16 protein-coding genes are annotated in these 17,254 nt (G+C 48.4%); 13 read left to right on the top strand and 3 right to left on the bottom strand.

Going from position 1 to position 17,254, the window contains the following annotated elements; all coding sequences use genetic code 11:
• Positions 1-2: 2 nt before the first annotated feature.
• Positions 3-923, bottom strand: coding sequence for an AraC family transcriptional regulator (locus CLFS41_RS24480; protein ID WP_045093796.1), 921 nt, complete (start codon positions 921-923; stop codon positions 3-5).
• 228 nt (positions 924-1,151) lie between these two features.
• Between CLFS41_RS24480 and CLFS41_RS24475 the strand changes: the two genes are divergently transcribed.
• The 4 genes from CLFS41_RS24475 to CLFS41_RS24460 all read left to right on the top strand — a co-directional run bounded on the left by CLFS41_RS24475 (position 1,152) and on the right by CLFS41_RS24460 (position 5,247).
• Positions 1,152-2,375, top strand: a complete 1,224-nt coding sequence (locus CLFS41_RS24475; protein WP_045093795.1) for an ABC transporter substrate-binding protein — start codon at positions 1,152-1,154, stop codon at positions 2,373-2,375.
• A 67-nt stretch (positions 2,376-2,442) separates the two neighbouring features.
• Positions 2,443-3,585: a mandelate racemase/muconate lactonizing enzyme family protein gene (locus CLFS41_RS24470; protein ID WP_045093794.1), complete on the top strand. Its 1,143-nt coding sequence runs from the start codon at positions 2,443-2,445 to the stop codon at positions 3,583-3,585.
• Positions 3,586-3,801: 216 nt separating this feature from the next.
• Positions 3,802-4,407 (top strand): sugar O-acetyltransferase, encoded by a 606-nt coding sequence (locus CLFS41_RS24465; protein ID WP_045093793.1) that lies wholly within the window; start codon positions 3,802-3,804, stop codon positions 4,405-4,407.
• A 12-nt stretch (positions 4,408-4,419) separates the two neighbouring features.
• Entirely contained in the window at positions 4,420-5,247 is an 828-nt protein-coding gene (locus CLFS41_RS24460; RefSeq protein ID WP_045093792.1) for an HAD family hydrolase, read from the top strand.
• A gap of 268 nt (positions 5,248-5,515) precedes the next feature.
• Here CLFS41_RS24460 and ilvD read toward each other — a convergent pair whose 3' ends face one another.
• Together ilvD and CLFS41_RS24450 are read right to left on the bottom strand one after the other, a co-directional pair.
• The gene (gene ilvD, locus CLFS41_RS24455) at positions 5,516-7,186 is read right to left on the bottom strand and encodes a dihydroxy-acid dehydratase (protein ID WP_045093791.1); all 1,671 of its coding nucleotides are present in this window, start codon (positions 7,184-7,186) and stop codon (positions 5,516-5,518) included.
• Between the two features lies 1 nt (position 7,187).
• Entirely contained in the window at positions 7,188-8,054 is an 867-nt protein-coding gene (locus CLFS41_RS24450; RefSeq protein WP_007862650.1) for an AraC family transcriptional regulator, read from the bottom strand.
• 307 nt (positions 8,055-8,361) lie between these two features.
• On the opposite strand from CLFS41_RS24450, the gene CLFS41_RS24445 reads away from it, so the two are divergent.
• The 9 genes from CLFS41_RS24445 to CLFS41_RS24405 all read left to right on the top strand — a co-directional run bounded on the left by CLFS41_RS24445 (position 8,362) and on the right by CLFS41_RS24405 (position 17,190).
• Positions 8,362-9,027 carry a hypothetical protein gene (locus tag CLFS41_RS24445; RefSeq protein WP_082082685.1) on the top strand — a complete coding sequence of 222 codons (666 nt, stop codon included), beginning with the start codon at positions 8,362-8,364 and terminating at the stop codon, positions 9,025-9,027.
• Between the two features lie 48 nt (positions 9,028-9,075).
• Positions 9,076-9,969 (top strand): 4-hydroxy-tetrahydrodipicolinate synthase, encoded by an 894-nt coding sequence (gene dapA / locus CLFS41_RS24440; RefSeq protein ID WP_045093789.1) that lies wholly within the window; start codon positions 9,076-9,078, stop codon positions 9,967-9,969.
• Positions 9,970-9,989: 20 nt separating this feature from the next.
• Complete coding sequence (locus tag CLFS41_RS24435) at positions 9,990-11,327, top strand: hypothetical protein (RefSeq protein WP_242856909.1); 1,338 nt, start codon at positions 9,990-9,992, stop codon at positions 11,325-11,327.
• A 98-nt stretch (positions 11,328-11,425) separates the two neighbouring features.
• Positions 11,426-12,520: an ethanolamine utilization protein EutH gene (locus tag CLFS41_RS24430; RefSeq protein ID WP_045093787.1), complete on the top strand. Its 1,095-nt coding sequence runs from the start codon at positions 11,426-11,428 to the stop codon at positions 12,518-12,520.
• Between the two features lie 5 nt (positions 12,521-12,525).
• Positions 12,526-13,149, top strand: a complete 624-nt coding sequence (locus CLFS41_RS24425) for a flavodoxin family protein (protein WP_045093786.1) — start codon at positions 12,526-12,528, stop codon at positions 13,147-13,149.
• Positions 13,150-13,287: 138 nt separating this feature from the next.
• A complete protein-coding gene (locus CLFS41_RS24420) occupies positions 13,288-14,808 on the top strand; it encodes an FGGY family carbohydrate kinase (protein WP_007867670.1) in 1,521 nt (506 codons plus the stop codon).
• 24 nt (positions 14,809-14,832) lie between these two features.
• Complete coding sequence (locus CLFS41_RS24415) at positions 14,833-15,162, top strand: cupin domain-containing protein (protein WP_007867668.1); 330 nt, start codon at positions 14,833-14,835, stop codon at positions 15,160-15,162.
• Between the two features lie 42 nt (positions 15,163-15,204).
• Positions 15,205-15,897 carry a GntR family transcriptional regulator gene (locus CLFS41_RS24410; protein WP_007867666.1) on the top strand — a complete coding sequence of 231 codons (693 nt, stop codon included), beginning with the start codon at positions 15,205-15,207 and terminating at the stop codon, positions 15,895-15,897.
• A gap of 360 nt (positions 15,898-16,257) precedes the next feature.
• Positions 16,258-17,190 carry an AraC family transcriptional regulator gene (locus CLFS41_RS24405; protein ID WP_045093785.1) on the top strand — a complete coding sequence of 311 codons (933 nt, stop codon included), beginning with the start codon at positions 16,258-16,260 and terminating at the stop codon, positions 17,188-17,190.
• Positions 17,191-17,254: the final 64 nt, after the last annotated feature.

Genomic DNA, 17,254 nt, shown 5'->3' with positions numbered 1-17,254 from the left:
AATCATGTCTGGCATAAAAGCCTGTATTCTTTTGGCGTATAGCCGGTTATGCGTTTGAATTGTTTATAAAAATAACTGATTTCAGTAAAGCCCACCCCATAGGAAATCTCGGAAATGGGAGTCTGGGGATTCCTAAGGAGATTGGCGGCGATCTCTATACGGTAATGAAGTATGTACTCGATGGGGGTTAAATTAAGCGTGCGCTGAAAACACCGCTCGCATTCGCTTTTACTTATACTGCAAACATGGGACAGCTGTGACAGGGTTATCTTTTGCTGGTATGAATGGTGGATAAAATCCAACATGAGCCGAATCCTTTGGCTGTCAACCGAATCCTCAGCCTTAGCCTGGTCCAGTATGGAGGGGGAATTGGCGATCATCTGATACCATATGGAGCATGACTGGTATTTGATGAACAGCTCATATCCTGTCTTCTTGTACATTTCAGCGTCAAAGATCCGGCGAAGGGTTTCCAGGATCCGGGTTTTCCATGCGAAATCATCCTGAAGCAGGATGCATTTCAAAAGTGGATTATTGATAACAGGGGCAATGTACTTGGTGTAGAGAAGGATATCGTTCTGGCTGCTGATCAGGGATGGATCCATGTGCAGGGTGATGGCGCAGCTGTCGCCTTCAGACAGGGAATTAACGCAGTGAAGGGCGTTGGAATTGATAAAAATCCCTTCTCCCGGATCCAGGATGTACTCCTCGCAACCCATGGAATATTTGATCTGGCCCAAAATCACAAGGCTGAATTGCAGGGAGTGGTGCCAGTGATTTTGAAAGGTGGTCAATGAATGCTGTTTGAATTCATCCAAGAAAATGCTGTAAGAAGAAAATCCGGAATTGGAGAGACTGATCTCTTCCAGATGCTCATTGATGCCAATCTGCGGAGCACGGGTTATAGTATTATAATAATCCATAAGCGTATGGCAAGTTCGCTGATATAATACAATAAATTGCGGATATCATTGAGTGATGCCGCTCCTTTCCTATGATATAATGATTGTATCAAACAAAACGGGAATATTCAATGATAATCCATGTTTATTGCAGAGAAAAGCCGGCAGATACCCTGTAAAGGACCAAAGAGTGACCGTGTATGTTAATGTGACTGTTATGCTGTAATAATACAATTTAAGGAGGTAATCATGAAAAAAACGATTGTTAGTGCTTCAGTGTGTCTCATTATGGCCATGCTCCTCAGTACCGGGTGCCAGAAAACTGCCGCCGTGCAGGCTGATAAAAAGCAGGAAACCACTAAAGATACGGAATCCACCGCTCAGGAATCCGCTTCACAGGAAGGGAAAGCAGGAACGATTCGGTTTGCTGTGGTAGGCCCTATGACAGGAGACGCGGCTTCCCAGGGAGCACAGCAGCTGAACGGAATCCAGCTGGCTGTGAACGAGATCAATGAGGCAGGCGGAATCTTAGGAAAAAAGCTGGAATTTGACGTGTATGACGATCAGCTGAATCCCAATCAGACCATCATCTGCGCAGAGAAGATTGTTGCAGATCCCAGTTACCGTTTTGTTATGACCACAGTATCATCCGGAGGAACCCAGGCATCCTATCCGGTGTATAAAACAGTGGATCTGCCTGTTATTGCAGGTATTAATACAGCGGATCACCTGACACAGCACGGGTTTGAGAATTTGCTGAGAGTGAGCTACAGGGACAATGGCAATGTGGCACAGCTGTGTGACCTGATCGTAAATGAAATGAAATTCCAAAAGCCGGCCATCATCTATACGGTCAGTGATACGGATGTATCCTCCTACGAGTATTGCGCGGGTTATCTGAAAGATACATATGGGATGGAGTTTATTTCCACAGCTTGTGTGAACCCCACCACGGAGAAGGATTACACGGCCCATGTGACCAATTTTAAGAACCAAGGAGCGGATTGTGTCATTATCATGTCGGAATATTCCCCGGCAGCACTTTTTACCAAGCAGGCCCGTTCTCTTGGATATGACGCCCAGATCTTCTCATTGGGCGGAGCATCCAACCCCCAGTTTATTGAAATTGCAGGAGAGGCCGCAGAGGGATTTGTTTCCGTATGTGGATTTGACCCCACGGTGGAGAATGAACAGGTTCAGAAATTTGTGGAGGCATACAAGGAATTATCCGGCTTTGCTCCCGGTGAGTGGGGAGCTGGATGCTATGACTCCATTTATGTGGTGGCGGAAGCCTTAAAGTCAGAGGAAGCAAAAGACCTGACAGGCCGGGATCTGGTAGAATGGCTCCGGGCTAATACAGACTACAGCGGAGTGACAGGTGAGGTTGCCTTTGATGAGAATGGAGATAATGTAAAATGTAAAGCACATTTTATCCAGGTAAAAGATGGTGCATTCCAGCATTTTGAACCATAGGGAATCAGTAAATGGTCAAATGGAGATTAAAAGATAATATATAAGAGATGGAGGCAGGAAAACGAAGATGAAAATAAGGGACGTAATGACATATGCGCTTCGTGAAACACTGGCAGATCCCACCGCGTATGGCAATGGGATCATCAAAGAGCGCTGCTCTGTGATCGTAAAGATTGAGACAGATGAGGGAATCGTTGGATGGGGAGAATCCATGTGCCATGGGACACAGCCCCCGGAACCTGCCAGGATTACAATTGACAGCTGGTTGAAACCTTTGTTAATAGGAAGAGATCCTTTTGATGTGGAAGTTTTATGGGAGGAAATGTATAATCTGACCCGTCAGGTAGGCCAGTCAGGAATTGCTATAAATGCAATGAGCGGCGTGGATATCGCCCTGTGGGATATTATTGGAAAGGCGGTGCAAAAGCCAGTGCATAAGCTTATTGGCGGCGCCTTCAGAACAGAGATACAGCCTTATGCCACGGGCTTTTATAGAAAAGAAAATTTCACCTACCAGGATTCCATTGATGAGGCAAAGGGATATCTGGAAGACGGATTCAAGGCATTTAAACTGGTTATTGGGTTTGATGTTAAGGATGATATCAAGTTTGTCCATGCGGTCAGAGAGGCGGTGGGGGACGATGTCCTCATGATGGTGGATGCCAACTGCGCATATAATGCAGGAACTGCAAGGCGGGTTCTTTTGGAGACTGCGGATGCAAAACTGAATTTCTTTGAGGAGCCGCTTCCTCCTGAGGATATTGAGGGATACAAAGAGTTAAAGACCCTGACTCCCACCTATATTGCAGCTGGCGAGAACGTCTTTGGGAAGATTGGATTCAGGCACTGGATATCAGGCCATGTCCTGGATATCCTGCAGCCGGAACTGTGTTCCTGCGGCGGCATCACTGAAATGAAAAAGGTGGCAGCCATGGCTCAGGCATATAATACTATGGTGATACCCCATGTTTGGGGCTCAGGGATCGGTCAGGCAGCTTCCCTGCAGTACATTGCCTCCCTACCGCCAACCCCTCTTTGCCTGAATCCCATGGAGCCAATGATCGAATTTGATAAATCAGAGCATCCATTCCGAAATGATCTTGTGTATGGTACGGTCAGAATGGAAAATGGAATGGTAAAGGTTCCGGCCGGGCCGGGCATTGGAGTTGAAGTGAATGAAGAAGTTCTGAAGCGGTTCTCCGTGGATTGACGGATATAAACACAATACAGTAGCCGGCTAGGAGCTTTAATACCAGGAGAAGGTAGCAAAAGGCGTTAAAAACCAGGAATGGGGTTTTAACGCCTTTTGAGGTGCATTTGTACATCAATGTAAATGTCATCATTCGAGCAAGAAATGTAATAGGAAAAAAAACGGAATCAATTTATACTTTAGATAACATATCTTGACTTGAGGAGGAATAGAGAGATGACGTTTGATGAGCAGAAACAGCGGATATTACAGGGAAAGATATATAATGATTTAACCCCGGAACTGGTGGAAGCAAGGAGAGTTGCGGTCGAACTCACCAATGAGTATAACGCCAGCTATGGTCAGGCACCGGAAATCCGGGAACCCCTTTTGAAAAAGTTAATGAAAAAAGTGGGGGAACATGCCTTTTTTGAACCTGGTTTTCGCTGCGAATTTGGTTTTAATATATCGGTGGGAAAGAATTTCTATGCAAATTTTGACTGCATTTTATTGGATCCAGGTCCTATTGAGATAGGAGATAATGTATTGTTTGGACCACGGGTTTCCATCTATACGGCGAGACATGCCTATAATGCTGCTGAAAGAGCAGCCGGGGCCTGCTTTGCAAAACCTGTGAAAATTGGCAATCATGTATGGGTGGGAGGTGGCGTACACATGGACCACGGAATCACCATAGGCGATAATACTATAATTGGTGCAGGAAGTGTCATAACCAGAGATATCCCTGCCAATGTGGTTGCTGCGGGCGTACCCTGTAAGGTGATCCGCCGCATTACGGAAGATGAGAAGACGGACTATTTTGAGATATTGGAAAGATATTAGAGGAGGATGCTTATGAAGACATTATATATATCAGATCTGGACGGAACTCTGCTGAACAGCAAAAAGGAAGTGACGGATTACACGGCCGGGATCATCAACCGGTGTATTGAGGTCGGAATGCTGTTCTCTGTTGCCACCGCAAGAATGCCTTATGGTTGTGATTACAGACTGAAACAATTGAACCTTCAGACCCCGGCTATCCTGACAAACGGCGTGTTTATCTATGACTTTAACACAAAGAAATACCTTCACGCAGAGAAGATAGAAAAGGATGCGGCACGGGAAGTAATAGGAGCATTTGAGGAAAATAAAAAATCCTGTTTCATGTATCTGTTCCATGATGAACAGATCAGCATCTGCTACGGTGATGATTCCTTAAAAGCCCAGGAGCAGTATTACAGCAAAAGGGCCTTGGAGAGCTGTGAGCGTGTGTACCGGACCGATGATTTCAGAAAAGAGATGGAACAGGGGGATGTGGTCTACTTTGCCCTCACAGGCACGGAGCAGGAATTAGAACCCATCTGCAAAAGCCTTGACCAGGTCCGGGGAATCCACTATACCTGTTACCTGAATATCTATAATGGACTTTACTGTCTTGAGGTGTTCAGCCACAAGGCCAGCAAGCGCCATGCCCTTTTAAGGCTGAAGGACATGCTGGGATGCGGCCAGCTGGTGGTGTTTGGGGATAACCATAACGACATGCCAATGATCGAGATCGCTGACAGAAGCTATGCGCCGGCCAATGCGCTGGAGGTGGTGAAGCAGGCAGTGACGGATGTACTGGAAGACTGCGACCATGACGGCGTTGCAAAGTTTCTGAGAAGAGAACTGGGAATATAAAATAAAAAGGTGCTGGTTCAGATGGACGGCACAGGCAGGGAACCCTCCATCAAAGAATGGTCCACTCAATCCATTCCTATGCCCGAGCTACCCCAGGGTCTTATCAGCCCTTGCTCACCCCTGCCTGTGCCGCCATCTGAGCCGGCACCTGACTTTTAGTATTTATACCCTTGTCCGATGAGGGTATCCATATAAGAAGTATCAAAAACAGCCCAGGCAATGATTCCATTTAGGAATATTGCCTGGGCTGTTTTTGCCAATCCCTTATTTAATCCCACATCTGCATGGCTGCTCCCTTTTCCGGAGGCAGACAGTTCTTGGCATAGGTGCGCATAAATCCTTTTTTAATGTTCGGTTCCGGAAAGACCAGATCTTTTTGTCTCTTTTCCAGCTCCTCATCAGACACCAGCAGGGTCAGGGAGCGCCCCGGGATATCAATATCGATCAGATCCCCATCCTCCACCAGGGCGATGGTTCCGCCAATGGCCGCCTCAGGCGATACATGTCCGATGATGGGGCCGTGGCAGAAGCCGGAGAACCTTCCGTCTGTGATCAGCGCAACGCTTTCGTCCAGGCCAAGGTTGATGATGGCCTCGGTGGCTTCCATGATCTCCACCATTCCGGGCGCGCCCACGGGGCCGCAATATCGGACCACGATAATATCACCGGGCCGTACCTTTTCCTGGATAATGGAGTCATGTGCCTCGCTGTCGCTGGAAAATACCTTGGCCGTACCACGGAAATGATGCATGCTCTCCTTGACTGTGGAGGAGCGCACAACACAGCCGTTGAGGGCCAGGTTTCCTGACAGGATCGCAAGCCCGCCGTCCTTTACGATCGGATTGTCCAGGGAGCGGATCACGTCATCAGGTTCGGATGGGACAGTACTCAGGATCTCGCCCAGGGTCTGGCCGCTGACATTCAGGCATTCCTTGTGGACAATGGATTCCAGCTGCTTAAAGATGGCAGGCACACCGCCGGAATAGAACAGGTCGTCCACTGCGTAGACTCCGCTGGGGCGCACATTTGCAATACATGGCGTGGTGCGGCTTAGTCTCTCAAAATCCTGTAAGGACAATTCAATATTCAGCTCATTGGCCAAGGCCAGAAGGTGGAGGACCGCGTTGGTGGAACCGCCGATGGCCAGATCCATGTAGATTGCATTTTCAATGGCTTTCCTGGTGATGATCCGGGAGGGGACCAGATTCTCGTGGACCATATCCACGATCCTGCGTCCGATCTGCTTACAGCTGATGATCTTATCTGTGAATACGGCAGGGATGGTAGATGCGCCGGGAAGGGTCATTCCCAGGGCCTCGGCCAGGATCTGCATGGTGTTGGCTGTTCCCATGGAGGAACAGGCACCCATGGACGGGCAGGCACTGCACTCCGCTTTTAGGATGGCTTCCCTGCTTGCGGTTCCCTTTGAGATCTGTCCATATGAGAACTCGGTGACATCGCACTGTAGGAACTGTTTGCCGTCCAGACGGCCGGAGAGCATGGGTCCGCCGGTACAGCAGATGGCCGGGATGTCCAGTCTGGCAGCTGCCAGAAGGGTGCCGGGGACAATGTTATCACAGCCGGATAAAAGAACCAGTCCGTCAAAATGCTGGACACTGCTCACAATCTCAATGCCGGATGCCACAATGTCACGCATGGCCAGGTCCATACACATGGTATCCGTGCCAATGGCAACCTCGGCGCAGGTGGAGGGGAGTCCGAACTCAAAGGGAACGCCGCCTGCCTGCCATATAGCGCTTTTCACAGCAGCAGCCAGCTCCCTCAGATGGGCGTGGCCTGCGGAATTTTCGCTGAAGGTGTTGGCAATCCCGATGTGGGGGCGGTTCAGGTCCTGGGGGTCATACCCGCTTCCCTTGTACACTGAGCGGGAATGCGCAGCGGAGTCGCCTGTAAAGTATTTCTGGTTAAAGTCTTTCATATTATTTCTCCTTTTCCATGATCTCCTTGTATTTGGCAGGATTGATGCCTGTTACATTTTTAAAGGTCCTGTAAAAATGATTGTAGTTGTTAAAGCCAACTTCCTTACTGACCGTAGTGATAGGAACCTGGCTTTTCAGTGACAGCTTGGCTTTGTCGATCCGTTTGGTAATGATGTACTTGTTCAGGGTGGTGCCTGTATACCGTTTGAACATACGGCTCAGGTGAAAGGCGCTGAAATTCACATGCTCTGCAAGCCGTTCCAGGGAAAGGTCCCCGGCAATGTTGGCGTCTATGTAATTGATCAGCTCCGTGATGACGGCAAGGCTTCTGGAGTCCGTGGCACTGATTTCCTGCCCGTCATAGAAAATGTCGTAGATATGGGCAAAAATTTCCAGGATCAGGGATTTCTCCATGATATCCCGCCCGTGTCTGACGGTTAAATGTTCGTGCTTATTGTAAATGCTCACAAAGGTAGCAATCTGTGCCGGGGTCAGAGGCTGGGAGTATTTTACGTCAGCGCAGTGTGAAAAGATGTTGAACAGATTGGATGCATTGGAACATGCAAAAAGCAGCAGACTGGAATCAAAGGAAATACAGTAGCGTGTATATGGAACCTTGCAGGTAATGTTGATCTGATGCACATCAAACATATTGATCAGGACCATACATCCCTGAGTCAGCTCCCTGGTTTTGCCGTTCATGGTAATTTCCCCTATCTTTCCGTCCTCGGACTCGCAGAGGTAAAACTGCATCTCGTAAAAGTCATGGTAATGCATTTCTTTTGAAAATTCATGGGTAGCATCACGCTTGGTGATGGAATAATTGCCATTATAAACATCTGTTTTGGATAGAAAAACAGCCTCCATTGATTCATGCCCCCTTCTTTTGGTAAAAGCAATAATTGTTATATAGAATCATATCACAAAAAAAATCCCCTCTCAATTGATATATATGTAAAAAGCAAGATATGTAATGTAAAAAGCAAGGAAGTATATGTGGAGGAACCTTGATAAATCAGTAAATACCAGGAAGGCAAAAAATGTAATACCAGCGGCAATATACTTAATCGACAAATAATGCAAGGTTGGATTATGATTAGTGCGTGCTAAGCAAAAGCAATAATTGCAACAAGATAACTACAACAAACAGAAAAGCGAAAAGGAGAAGATGAAGATGTCAGAATTAATAGTTATGTTAACACACAATGATGTAACGGTGCCGGATGCAATGGAGACATTCCTGGCGTGTAAGGACCTTCCGGTTAAGTATTGGGGATTTAAGGATCACGGCATGGAACCGGACAAGATGAAGGAACTGACACAGTGCATGAAGGACAACGGAAAGACCACATTCCTGGAAGTGGTAAGCTACACTGAAGAGGAATGCATGCGTGGCGCCAAACTGGCAGTGGAGTGCGGATTTGATTATCTGGTAGGAACCATCTTTTATGACAGCGTGTTTGAGTATATTAAGACAACAGATTTAAAGTATTGCCCATTTGCAGGTACAGTAACACAGAACCCAAGCATTCTGCAGGGAACTGTACAGGAGATGCTGGACCAGGAAGCAATGTTTGCTGAAAAAGGCTGCATGGGAACTGATCTGCTGGGGTACAGGTATGTGGACGGCGATCCGGCTGCCCTGTCAGCAGAATACATAGCAAAGGCAAAGAAGCCCGTTATCCTGGCAGGCAGCATTGGAAGCGATGAAAGGGTTGCAGAGGTTCTGAAAATGAACCCATGGACGTTCACAATGGGAAGCGCTCTGTTTGCCAAGAAATTTGTTGGGGACGGCAATTTCCGCCAGAATCTGGAATATGTCCTGGGCCTGTTGAAATAAGTAGGAACCTATGAAACGAAACATATAAAAAATAAGGAGGAAGCAGAAATGTTAACAAAATCAATTGAATTCAAAGGACTTTATCCCGCATTAATGGTAGGCTTCAACGCCGACAATACTCTTGATCTGGAAGGCTTAAAGGAAAATGTAAAATATCTCATGGCTCAGGGCTGTGCAGGCATGTGTGTCAATGGCTCTACCGGTGAGGCGGCAGCCCTTACCAGAGAAGAGAGAGTGGCTGCGATCAAGGCGGCAAGGGAAGCCATGGGCACAGAGGGAAAGATCATTGCAGGTGCTGGCGCTTCCATGACCGCACAGACCATTGAGCTGGTACAGGATGCCAAGGATGCAGGGGCAGACGCCGCCCTGGTTCTCTCACCCATCGGCAATACAACAGATGAGGGACTTGTAAAGCACTATGAGGCAGTGGCTGAAGTCGGTATTCCCATTGTTCTGTACAATCACCCGGGCGCAACCGGAATCGACATTACCATTGAAAAGTTTGACAGACTGATCCAGATTCCCAATGTGATCGGTATGAAAGAAACCAGCGGAAGCATGCCTCTCCTTGCTGAGATCTTCAGAAAATACGGCGATACCAACATTTCCATTTTCACAGGCGCAGATGACCTGACCCTTCCGGCGCTGGCAGTAGGCGCAAAGGCTATTATCCTGGCAACAGCAAACGTTGCTCCAAAGCAGGTTCTGGACATCATGAATGCGGTTGAGAACGGCGATATTAAGAAGGCAAGAGAAGTTTACTACAGCATTGCACCTCTGACCAGCGTGATAGGAGCTGAGGACAACTTCCCGGCAGGCATCAAGAAAGCAGTTGAGCTCTTAGGCCGTCCGAGCAGTGATCCTAGAATGCCGATCCTTCCAATGCCTGAGGACCAGGTTCCAGGGCTGGTGGAGACATTAAAGATTGCCGGTTTACTGTAATCAGAAGGGAGAATATGAAAATGAAAAAGATTAAAATTGGTTTGGCAGCAGTTGCCAGCCCTGTGGAATCCGGCGGCGAGCGCGGTGATGATCTGCTTGCAAGGGCCAGGAAGGCCATGACGGCAGCCGGTATGGAGGTTGTGGTATATCCTGAGCTGATCTGGGATGCGGCGGCGGCACTGGAAGCCTGCGATACATTTAAGAAAGAAAATGTAAACTCCCTGGTGATCATGGACATCACATGGGTCATTGATTCCATGAAGTATATTTTTACCACCAAACTTCAGGTTCCCACCGTGTTCTGGGCAGTTCCCTATACGGAGACATTCTCCATCGGGTGCATCCAGCATTACGGCTCTATCTTAAAGGCAATGGGATATACGTATGATTACGTTTACGGACTGCCGGAGGATCAGGCTGTTATTGAAGGCATCGAGTCCTATGCAAAAGTGGGCGCTGCTGTTGACAATGCAAAGGACATGGTCATTGGCCTTATGGGACCGAGACAGACATGGCGAGTTTGCGGACCTCAGGATATGAGCAAGGAAGAGTGGGATTTTACAAAGAAGACAGGTGTTACCTTTGTACATATCGAGATGGAGGAAGTGACAGACCGCGCAGCGGCAATTTCAGATGAGGAAGCTGAAAAGACACTGGCTGAACTGATGAAACGCAGCGGGAAATCCGTGGCAGACAAAAAGGCCCTGGTTTACATGGCAAAGGTTTACATGGCTACCAAGGAGGTTATTGCAAAGTATCATCTTACCTCTGTTGCTGCTGAGTGCTATCCCAACTACGGCGGCCTGATGAATCTGGTATCCTCCTGGATGGCAGATGAGGGCGTGCTGGTGGATACGGAAGGCGATCTGGGCCATGCGTTTGTGATCAACACACTGAACCAGCTGGCCGGCGGCGGAGTGGTTGCCCTTGGCGAGGCCGGAAGCATTGACATAGAAAGAAATATCGTTCCTGTTGCGCACGAGGGAAGCACTGCAATGTCACTGGCTGACAGCCTTGACAGGGCACAGATCAACCCCAGCGGCGAACTGGGCACCTTTGTGGGCGTGCCCCACAAGGCCATGGATACCGTTACAGTCAGCGCAATTGTGGGCAATGGCGGAAATTATAAGATGTTTGTTGCAAAGGGCAGAACCCTGCCTGTAACACATGAGGAGTGGGTGGAAGGCGGCTCCAAGCTGCTTGTGAACCTGCAGTTTGATACCCCTGCCCAGTCTGTGATCGATCAGCTGATCAAGGGCGGCATGGATCACCACTTTGTGATCAAGGAAGGCGACTATACCAAGGAATTGTCCGCATTCTGCGACTACATGGGATTTGATCAATTGCTGTTAAAATAAGTTTTTTTCAGAGAAGTACGCCCGGAAGCGTACCAGGAGAAAGATGGCCGCAGCGGGAATGTCACTGCGGCCGTTTTGCAATGAGGAGGAGAAATCGCATGTCCGCATATCAGGTAATAAAGATCATAGTTGCGGTGGGGATTGTGGCAGGAGGGGCAGATCTTCTCATGGACTGCCGGTTCCACATTGGAGAGAAAATGAAGGAAGGGTTTGGAATGGCCGGGCCCATGATGCTGTCCATTGCCGGAATCATGTCCCTGGCTCCCCTCATAGCAAAACTGCTGCAGCCTGCGTTGGTGCCTGTATTCCGTTTTATAGGAGCGGACCCGGCTGTGTTTGGTATCCTTCTGGGCTGTGATATGGGCGGTTACCAGCTGGCCATGTCCCTGGCTGAATCCAAGGAGATCGCCCGCATGGTGGGGCTGGCCACGGCATCCATGCTGGGCGGGACCCTGACATTTTCAATCCCGGTAGGCCAGGCCATGGTGGAACCTGAGGATATGCCGTATTTTTCAAGGGGGATGCTGCTTGGGATCGCGGCCATCCCCTTTGGAAGCATAATGGGGGGAGCTTTTATGGGGATCCCCTGGAATCTGATCCTGATCAACCACGTGCCGGTGATCCTGCTGTCTCTGATCTTGATATGGGGATTCAGGTTCTGTCCGGGCAGGATTGTGCGCTGTGTGGAAGCATTTGGAAACATGATCTCAAAACTGGGAATTGTGGGGATTACCATTGGAAGTATCTCCTATCTCACCGGAGTTACCATCATTGGGGATTTTACCCCGGTCATGGAAAGCATGGCGGTGGTGTGCGGCATGACCATTGTGCTCATCGGTATGCTGCCCGTGCTTGAGATATTTATCCGGCTGCTTAAAAAAACGCTGAACATAATTGGAAGAAAGATAGGATTGGATGCGGTCAGCACAAGCGGGATCATATTTACCATGGCCAGCGGTGTGCCCACATTTGCAATGATGAAGAATATGTCCCGCAGAGGGATCGTCATCAATGCTGCCTGGAGTGTGACCTGTGCTGCGATTTTTGGAAGTCAGCTAAGTTTCGTACTGGGGGTGGAGCCGGAGATGATCATGTCGTTCATGGCCGCAAAACTGGCGGCAGGAATCCTGGCCCTGATCATTGCATTTCTGACAACCCGTAATATGGAAGAAATAAGAGAAAGAGAGGTTTAGAAAGGATGAAGGTTTTATTATTAAATGGGAGTCCAAATGAAAGAGGATGTACCTATACCGCACTCAGTGAGGTGGCAAGGACGCTTGAAGAAGAGGGGATCGAAGCAGAGATCATGCATATCAAGAAGAACTGTATCATGGGATGTACAGGATGCGGCGCCTGTTCCGGCAACGGAAACAGGTGTATCTTTGACGGCGGGATTGTCAATGAGGTGCTGGATAAGATGGAGACGGCAGACGGCCTGATCGTGGGCAGCCCTGTTTATTTTGCATCACCCACAGGCGCTGTCCTGTCTTTGCTTGACAGGATCTTTATGGCCGGAAATAAATTCTATTTAAAACCGGCAGCAGCAGTCGCATCTGCCAGAAGAGCCGGAACCACGGCCACCATTGACGTCCTGAACAAGTATTTTAATCTGGCCGGAATGCCCATTGTCTCCTCCAATTATTACAATGTGATCCATGGACATACGCCGGAGGAAACCAGACAGGATGAGGAAGGCATGCAGACCATGCGTACCCTTGGAAGGAACATGGCATGGATGCTTAAATGCATGGAAGCGGGCAGGGAGAAAGGTCTTGTAATGCCTGAGAAGGAGCCCAAGATCAAGACCAGCTACATAAGATAAATCACCTGTTTCGGCAGCCGTGCAAAACATTGCTTAAAGTGTTGCGGGCAAAAAATGTAATGTATGGGACAACATACTTAATCGACACATGGCAGGGATTGAACTATGCTTAATACAACAAAGTTAAGGAGGAGAATAATGCAGTTACTTATAGGATTGGATGTAGGAACAACAGCACTTAAGGTTGCTCTTTTTGATGGAAAAGGCACGCTTTTAGCAGTGTCCACACAGGAATATGCATTGCTTACCCCCAAAGTAAATTATGTGGAAGTGGACGCAGAGGTTTACTGGCAGTCATTAAAAAAAGGGCTGGAGGAGATTACGGCAGCCTATCCGGTGGGAAGCGGTGACAAGATAGCATTGGCAATATCCGCACAGGGAGAGACGCTGATCTGCATTGACAAACAGGGAAAGACGCTGGGCAATGCAATTGTATGGATGGATAACCGGGCAGTGGACGAAGCCCGGGAGATGGAAGAACGGTTTGGCAATGAGACATGTTACCGGGTAACCGGGCAGGTAAGCTTTGAACCATGCTGGCCGGCCCCTAAGATCCTGTGGCTGAAAAAGAATGAGCCGGAGATATTTGCCAATACGGACAGGTTCCTTCTGGTGGAGGATTATCTGATCTACCGTATGACCGGACATTTTTACACGGAAGGATCCCTGGTGTGTTCCTCCGTATATTGGGATATCATTAACAAATGTTATTGGAAAGATATGCTGGACTTTATCGGTATCCGTGAATCCCAGCTGGCCGAGGTGGCGGAGTCCGGCACTGTGGTGGATGATATGATCCCGGAAGTGGCAAGGGAGTTTGGTCTTAACTGCCCGGTCACCGTATGTATGGGAGCCCTGGACCAGGCGGCGGGAGCCATTGGCGCAGGAAACATAAAGGAAGGCATGTTCTCCGAGACCATCGGCGCAGCTCTTGCGATCTGCGCACCGGTATCCAAGCCTGTGTTTGATCCCAACCGGAAGATGCCCCTCCATTACTTTGCCCTTCCCGATACATATATGATCCATACATTTACCACAGGCGGCATGACGCTTAGATGGTTCAGGGATAAGTTCTGCGCGGATGAGATGGCGGTTCAGGCGGCAGGAGGCGGGGATGCCTATGATCTGATCAGCAGCGAGGTGGATCAAGTGGCTCCGGGATGTGACGGCCTTGTGATGCTTCCCCATTTATCAGGTTCCCTGGCGCCTGATATCAATGCAAAGGCAAAGGGAGTATGGTTTGGATTCAGTCTGAACCACACAAAGGCACATTTTGCAAGATCCATTATGGAATCCCTGGGATTCATTCTCAGAAGGAATCTGGAAGCCCTGGCCGATATGGGCATCACTGTAAAAGAAGTGCGCTCCCTGGGCGGCGGTTCCAAGAGCAAGGTGTGGAACCAGATCAAAGCAGATATCAATGATATTTCCCTTGTGACCGTGAAATCAAAGGAGGCCGCATGCCTTGGCGCCGCAATCCTTGCAGGCACAGCCACCGGCGTCTTCTCAAGCGTGGAGGATGCGGTGAATAATATGATCCAGATCAAGGACCGATACGAAGCCCGTCCGGACGACAAGGAACTGTATGATGAGAGATATGAAATGTACTGTAAGCTGTTCCGTGACCTGACGGAGTGCTTTGACAAAACAAGTATGTAAAATATGACAAAGTGAGGTAGAAAGATGAAGGTAATCAAGAAAGAAGAGAGCAGGATATATCTGGACGGACCGGAGATTTGCAGGGAGTATGTGATCACACCAAAGATCGTGTTTGGTTCCTCCACACTTCATCCCGGACAGACCGGAGGGATCGACCCCGGACATCCGGAAGGCCATGAAGTATTTTATGTCAGCAGGGGAGAGGTCCTGATGCATAATACCCAGACCGATGAATTTTATGAGCTCCATGAAGGCGACATTATCCTGGTTTATGAAGGAGAACCCCATGAGCTGACCAATATAGGTACGGATATGGCAGTGATCACATGGAGCTGCGCGCCTAAGATTGATTGATTCCCATATAGATAGAGTACACTGGATTTAACAGGAGGTTGTATGTTTACACAGGATTGGGCGGTTGATGATACGGACAAGGGACAGCCGCTGTACCAGATGATTCATAATACATTATATCACAGGATCGTCAGTGAATCGCTGAAGCCGGGGGATCACCTGCTGGAGTGTTTCCTGGCCGAGGACATGAAGGTGAGCAGGACTCCTGTGAGAAAGGCCATTATCCGTCTGGAAAAAGAGGGCCTTGTAAGGCGCAAGCGCGGCCGTGCTATTGTGGAATCCGTATCCTGCCAGGACATTGAAGATACCCTTGAGATACGTTCCGCCCTGGAAAAGCTGGCAATATCAGATGGTGTCTGCCACGTGACACAGGAAGGGATCCAGTGCATGGAACGAGCCAATGAAGACTTTTGCCGTACCCTGGCCAGGGGTGACGTGCTTGCCAGCGTGGAGGCGGATGAGGCGTTTCATGATATCATATACCAACTGTCGGACAACCGCACTCTTCTGAAGCTTATCAGGGACTTTGAAAGCACCATGTACCGCTTCCGGGTAAGAGCGCTGAATACATGCCATGACAGCAGGATCCTGGTTCAGGAACATGAGGCCATTATCCAGGGATTGAAACATCGTGACGCAGACATGGCAGTGCAGGCAGTGACAAAACATATAGAGCGTCAGAAGGGGATGATGCTTGGAAGCTGTATCGTAAAGCAGAGACCGGATGTTTGCTGAGATTCAGCATTGGAAAAAAATAACTGAACAGAAAATCAGAGGACCTGTTGAACGGTTAAATATTAAACGTTTGTATCGTATAATATTCAGCCTGCCAACGGGTCCTCTTTGGATATGCCCCCGCCCTTGACATAATTTTGATTATGAAGTATATTCTGCGTGCTGTACAGCCATTTGGCTGTAATCCGGCAGGGCTGTGAGCAGGGGAGGAAATTGGGCACGCAGCAAAAAAAGATATGTGTTCAGCAAACATAATAATGGATTTATGAGCGGATATTTTGTAAACTATAGATAAGGCTAAAATGCCGGAAAAGAATGATAATGTTATGGGTCGGCGTTTCTTGGAGAGGGTGGGATAGAATGGACGTTACTTCTGAAAAATATACCAATATAATGCGTGCCTCGGAGCTGCTTTTAAGCCAGCATGAGGAAGAGATCTCCATCCCTTCATTTCCCGAAGGGATCAAGGTTTTTCTTGATATATTTCATGTTGGGGATTATGCTTTTTCCAGCAGGCACTGGCATCGTTCCATCCAGTTTAATGTAATACTGGAAGGAACCCTGGATGTGTCCGTGAACGGAAAGGATATTCTGCTGCAGAGGGGGGATGGGATATTCATCAATTCCAATGTGTTCCATCACCTTAATTTTAAGGGGGAATCAGAGTGTGTGGGATACAGTTTTCAACTGCATCCTTCGGCCATATGCTCGGAAAAAGACATCTATCTCTATACAAAGTATGTTGCTTCCGTGATCAATAACGCTGATCTGAACTACCTGACGTTCAAAGAAGAGGTTTCATGGCATTCAGGGGTACTGAATTATTTGAACAGGGCTTTTATATCGGCGAACCAGCAGGATTTCGCCTATGAACTGGATGTTAAAAACTTGCTTTCCTGTGCATGGATGTTAATGCTGCGCAATTACAACTCCATCCCTGCTAACAACACGGATCTGTACACGCTGTCCAATGCCCCCAGGATAAAAGAAATGCTTTCCTATATCCAGAATCACTACTCGGACCGCATTACCCTGTCCCAGATCGCCGCGGCTGCCAGTATCAGCCTGAGTGAATGCAACCGTTGTTTTAAACGGTTTCTGAAGCTGACGCCCATTGAGTATCTCACACAGGTGCGGGTGGCGGCTGCCTGCCAGCTGCTGAAGGAGGGGACGGAGACGATCGCTTCCGTGGCGGAAGACCTGGGATTTGCAGACTACTCTTATTTTCACAGGGTGTTTAAAAAATATATGGGGTGTACTCCAAAGGAATATATGGAAATGCATCATGCGTAACAAAAGGGGCTGTCGGGAAATAGATGGTTCCGAACAGGGGCAGGCGTGACTCATGCGAGTCACG

The sequence above is a fragment of the Clostridium sp. FS41 genome (genome assembly GCF_000954015.1).
Lineage (GTDB): Bacteria > Bacillota > Clostridia > Lachnospirales > Lachnospiraceae > Enterocloster > Enterocloster citroniae.
Note: the sequence above shows the minus strand (reverse complement) of the source record. Positions and strands in the feature narration are given on the sequence as shown.

Coding starts and splice junctions, on each gene's coding strand:
- CLFS41_RS24480 (WP_045093796.1), bottom strand. CDS start 923: ATGGATTATTATAATACTATAACCCGTGCTCCGCAGATTGGCATCAAT.
- CLFS41_RS24475 (WP_045093795.1), top strand. CDS start 1,152: ATGAAAAAAACGATTGTTAGTGCTTCAGTGTGTCTCATTATGGCCATG.
- CLFS41_RS24470 (WP_045093794.1), top strand. CDS start 2,443: ATGAAAATAAGGGACGTAATGACATATGCGCTTCGTGAAACACTGGCA.
- CLFS41_RS24465 (WP_045093793.1), top strand. CDS start 3,802: ATGACGTTTGATGAGCAGAAACAGCGGATATTACAGGGAAAGATATAT.
- CLFS41_RS24460 (WP_045093792.1), top strand. CDS start 4,420: ATGAAGACATTATATATATCAGATCTGGACGGAACTCTGCTGAACAGC.
- ilvD (WP_045093791.1), bottom strand. CDS start 7,186: ATGAAAGACTTTAACCAGAAATACTTTACAGGCGACTCCGCTGCGCAT.
- CLFS41_RS24450 (WP_007862650.1), bottom strand. CDS start 8,054: ATGGAGGCTGTTTTTCTATCCAAAACAGATGTTTATAATGGCAATTAT.
- CLFS41_RS24445 (WP_082082685.1), top strand. CDS start 8,362: ATGTCAGAATTAATAGTTATGTTAACACACAATGATGTAACGGTGCCG.
- dapA (WP_045093789.1), top strand. CDS start 9,076: ATGTTAACAAAATCAATTGAATTCAAAGGACTTTATCCCGCATTAATG.
- CLFS41_RS24435 (WP_242856909.1), top strand. CDS start 9,990: ATGAAAAAGATTAAAATTGGTTTGGCAGCAGTTGCCAGCCCTGTGGAA.
- CLFS41_RS24430 (WP_045093787.1), top strand. CDS start 11,426: ATGTCCGCATATCAGGTAATAAAGATCATAGTTGCGGTGGGGATTGTG.
- CLFS41_RS24425 (WP_045093786.1), top strand. CDS start 12,526: ATGAAGGTTTTATTATTAAATGGGAGTCCAAATGAAAGAGGATGTACC.
- CLFS41_RS24420 (WP_007867670.1), top strand. CDS start 13,288: ATGCAGTTACTTATAGGATTGGATGTAGGAACAACAGCACTTAAGGTT.
- CLFS41_RS24415 (WP_007867668.1), top strand. CDS start 14,833: ATGAAGGTAATCAAGAAAGAAGAGAGCAGGATATATCTGGACGGACCG.
- CLFS41_RS24410 (WP_007867666.1), top strand. CDS start 15,205: ATGTTTACACAGGATTGGGCGGTTGATGATACGGACAAGGGACAGCCG.
- CLFS41_RS24405 (WP_045093785.1), top strand. CDS start 16,258: ATGGACGTTACTTCTGAAAAATATACCAATATAATGCGTGCCTCGGAG.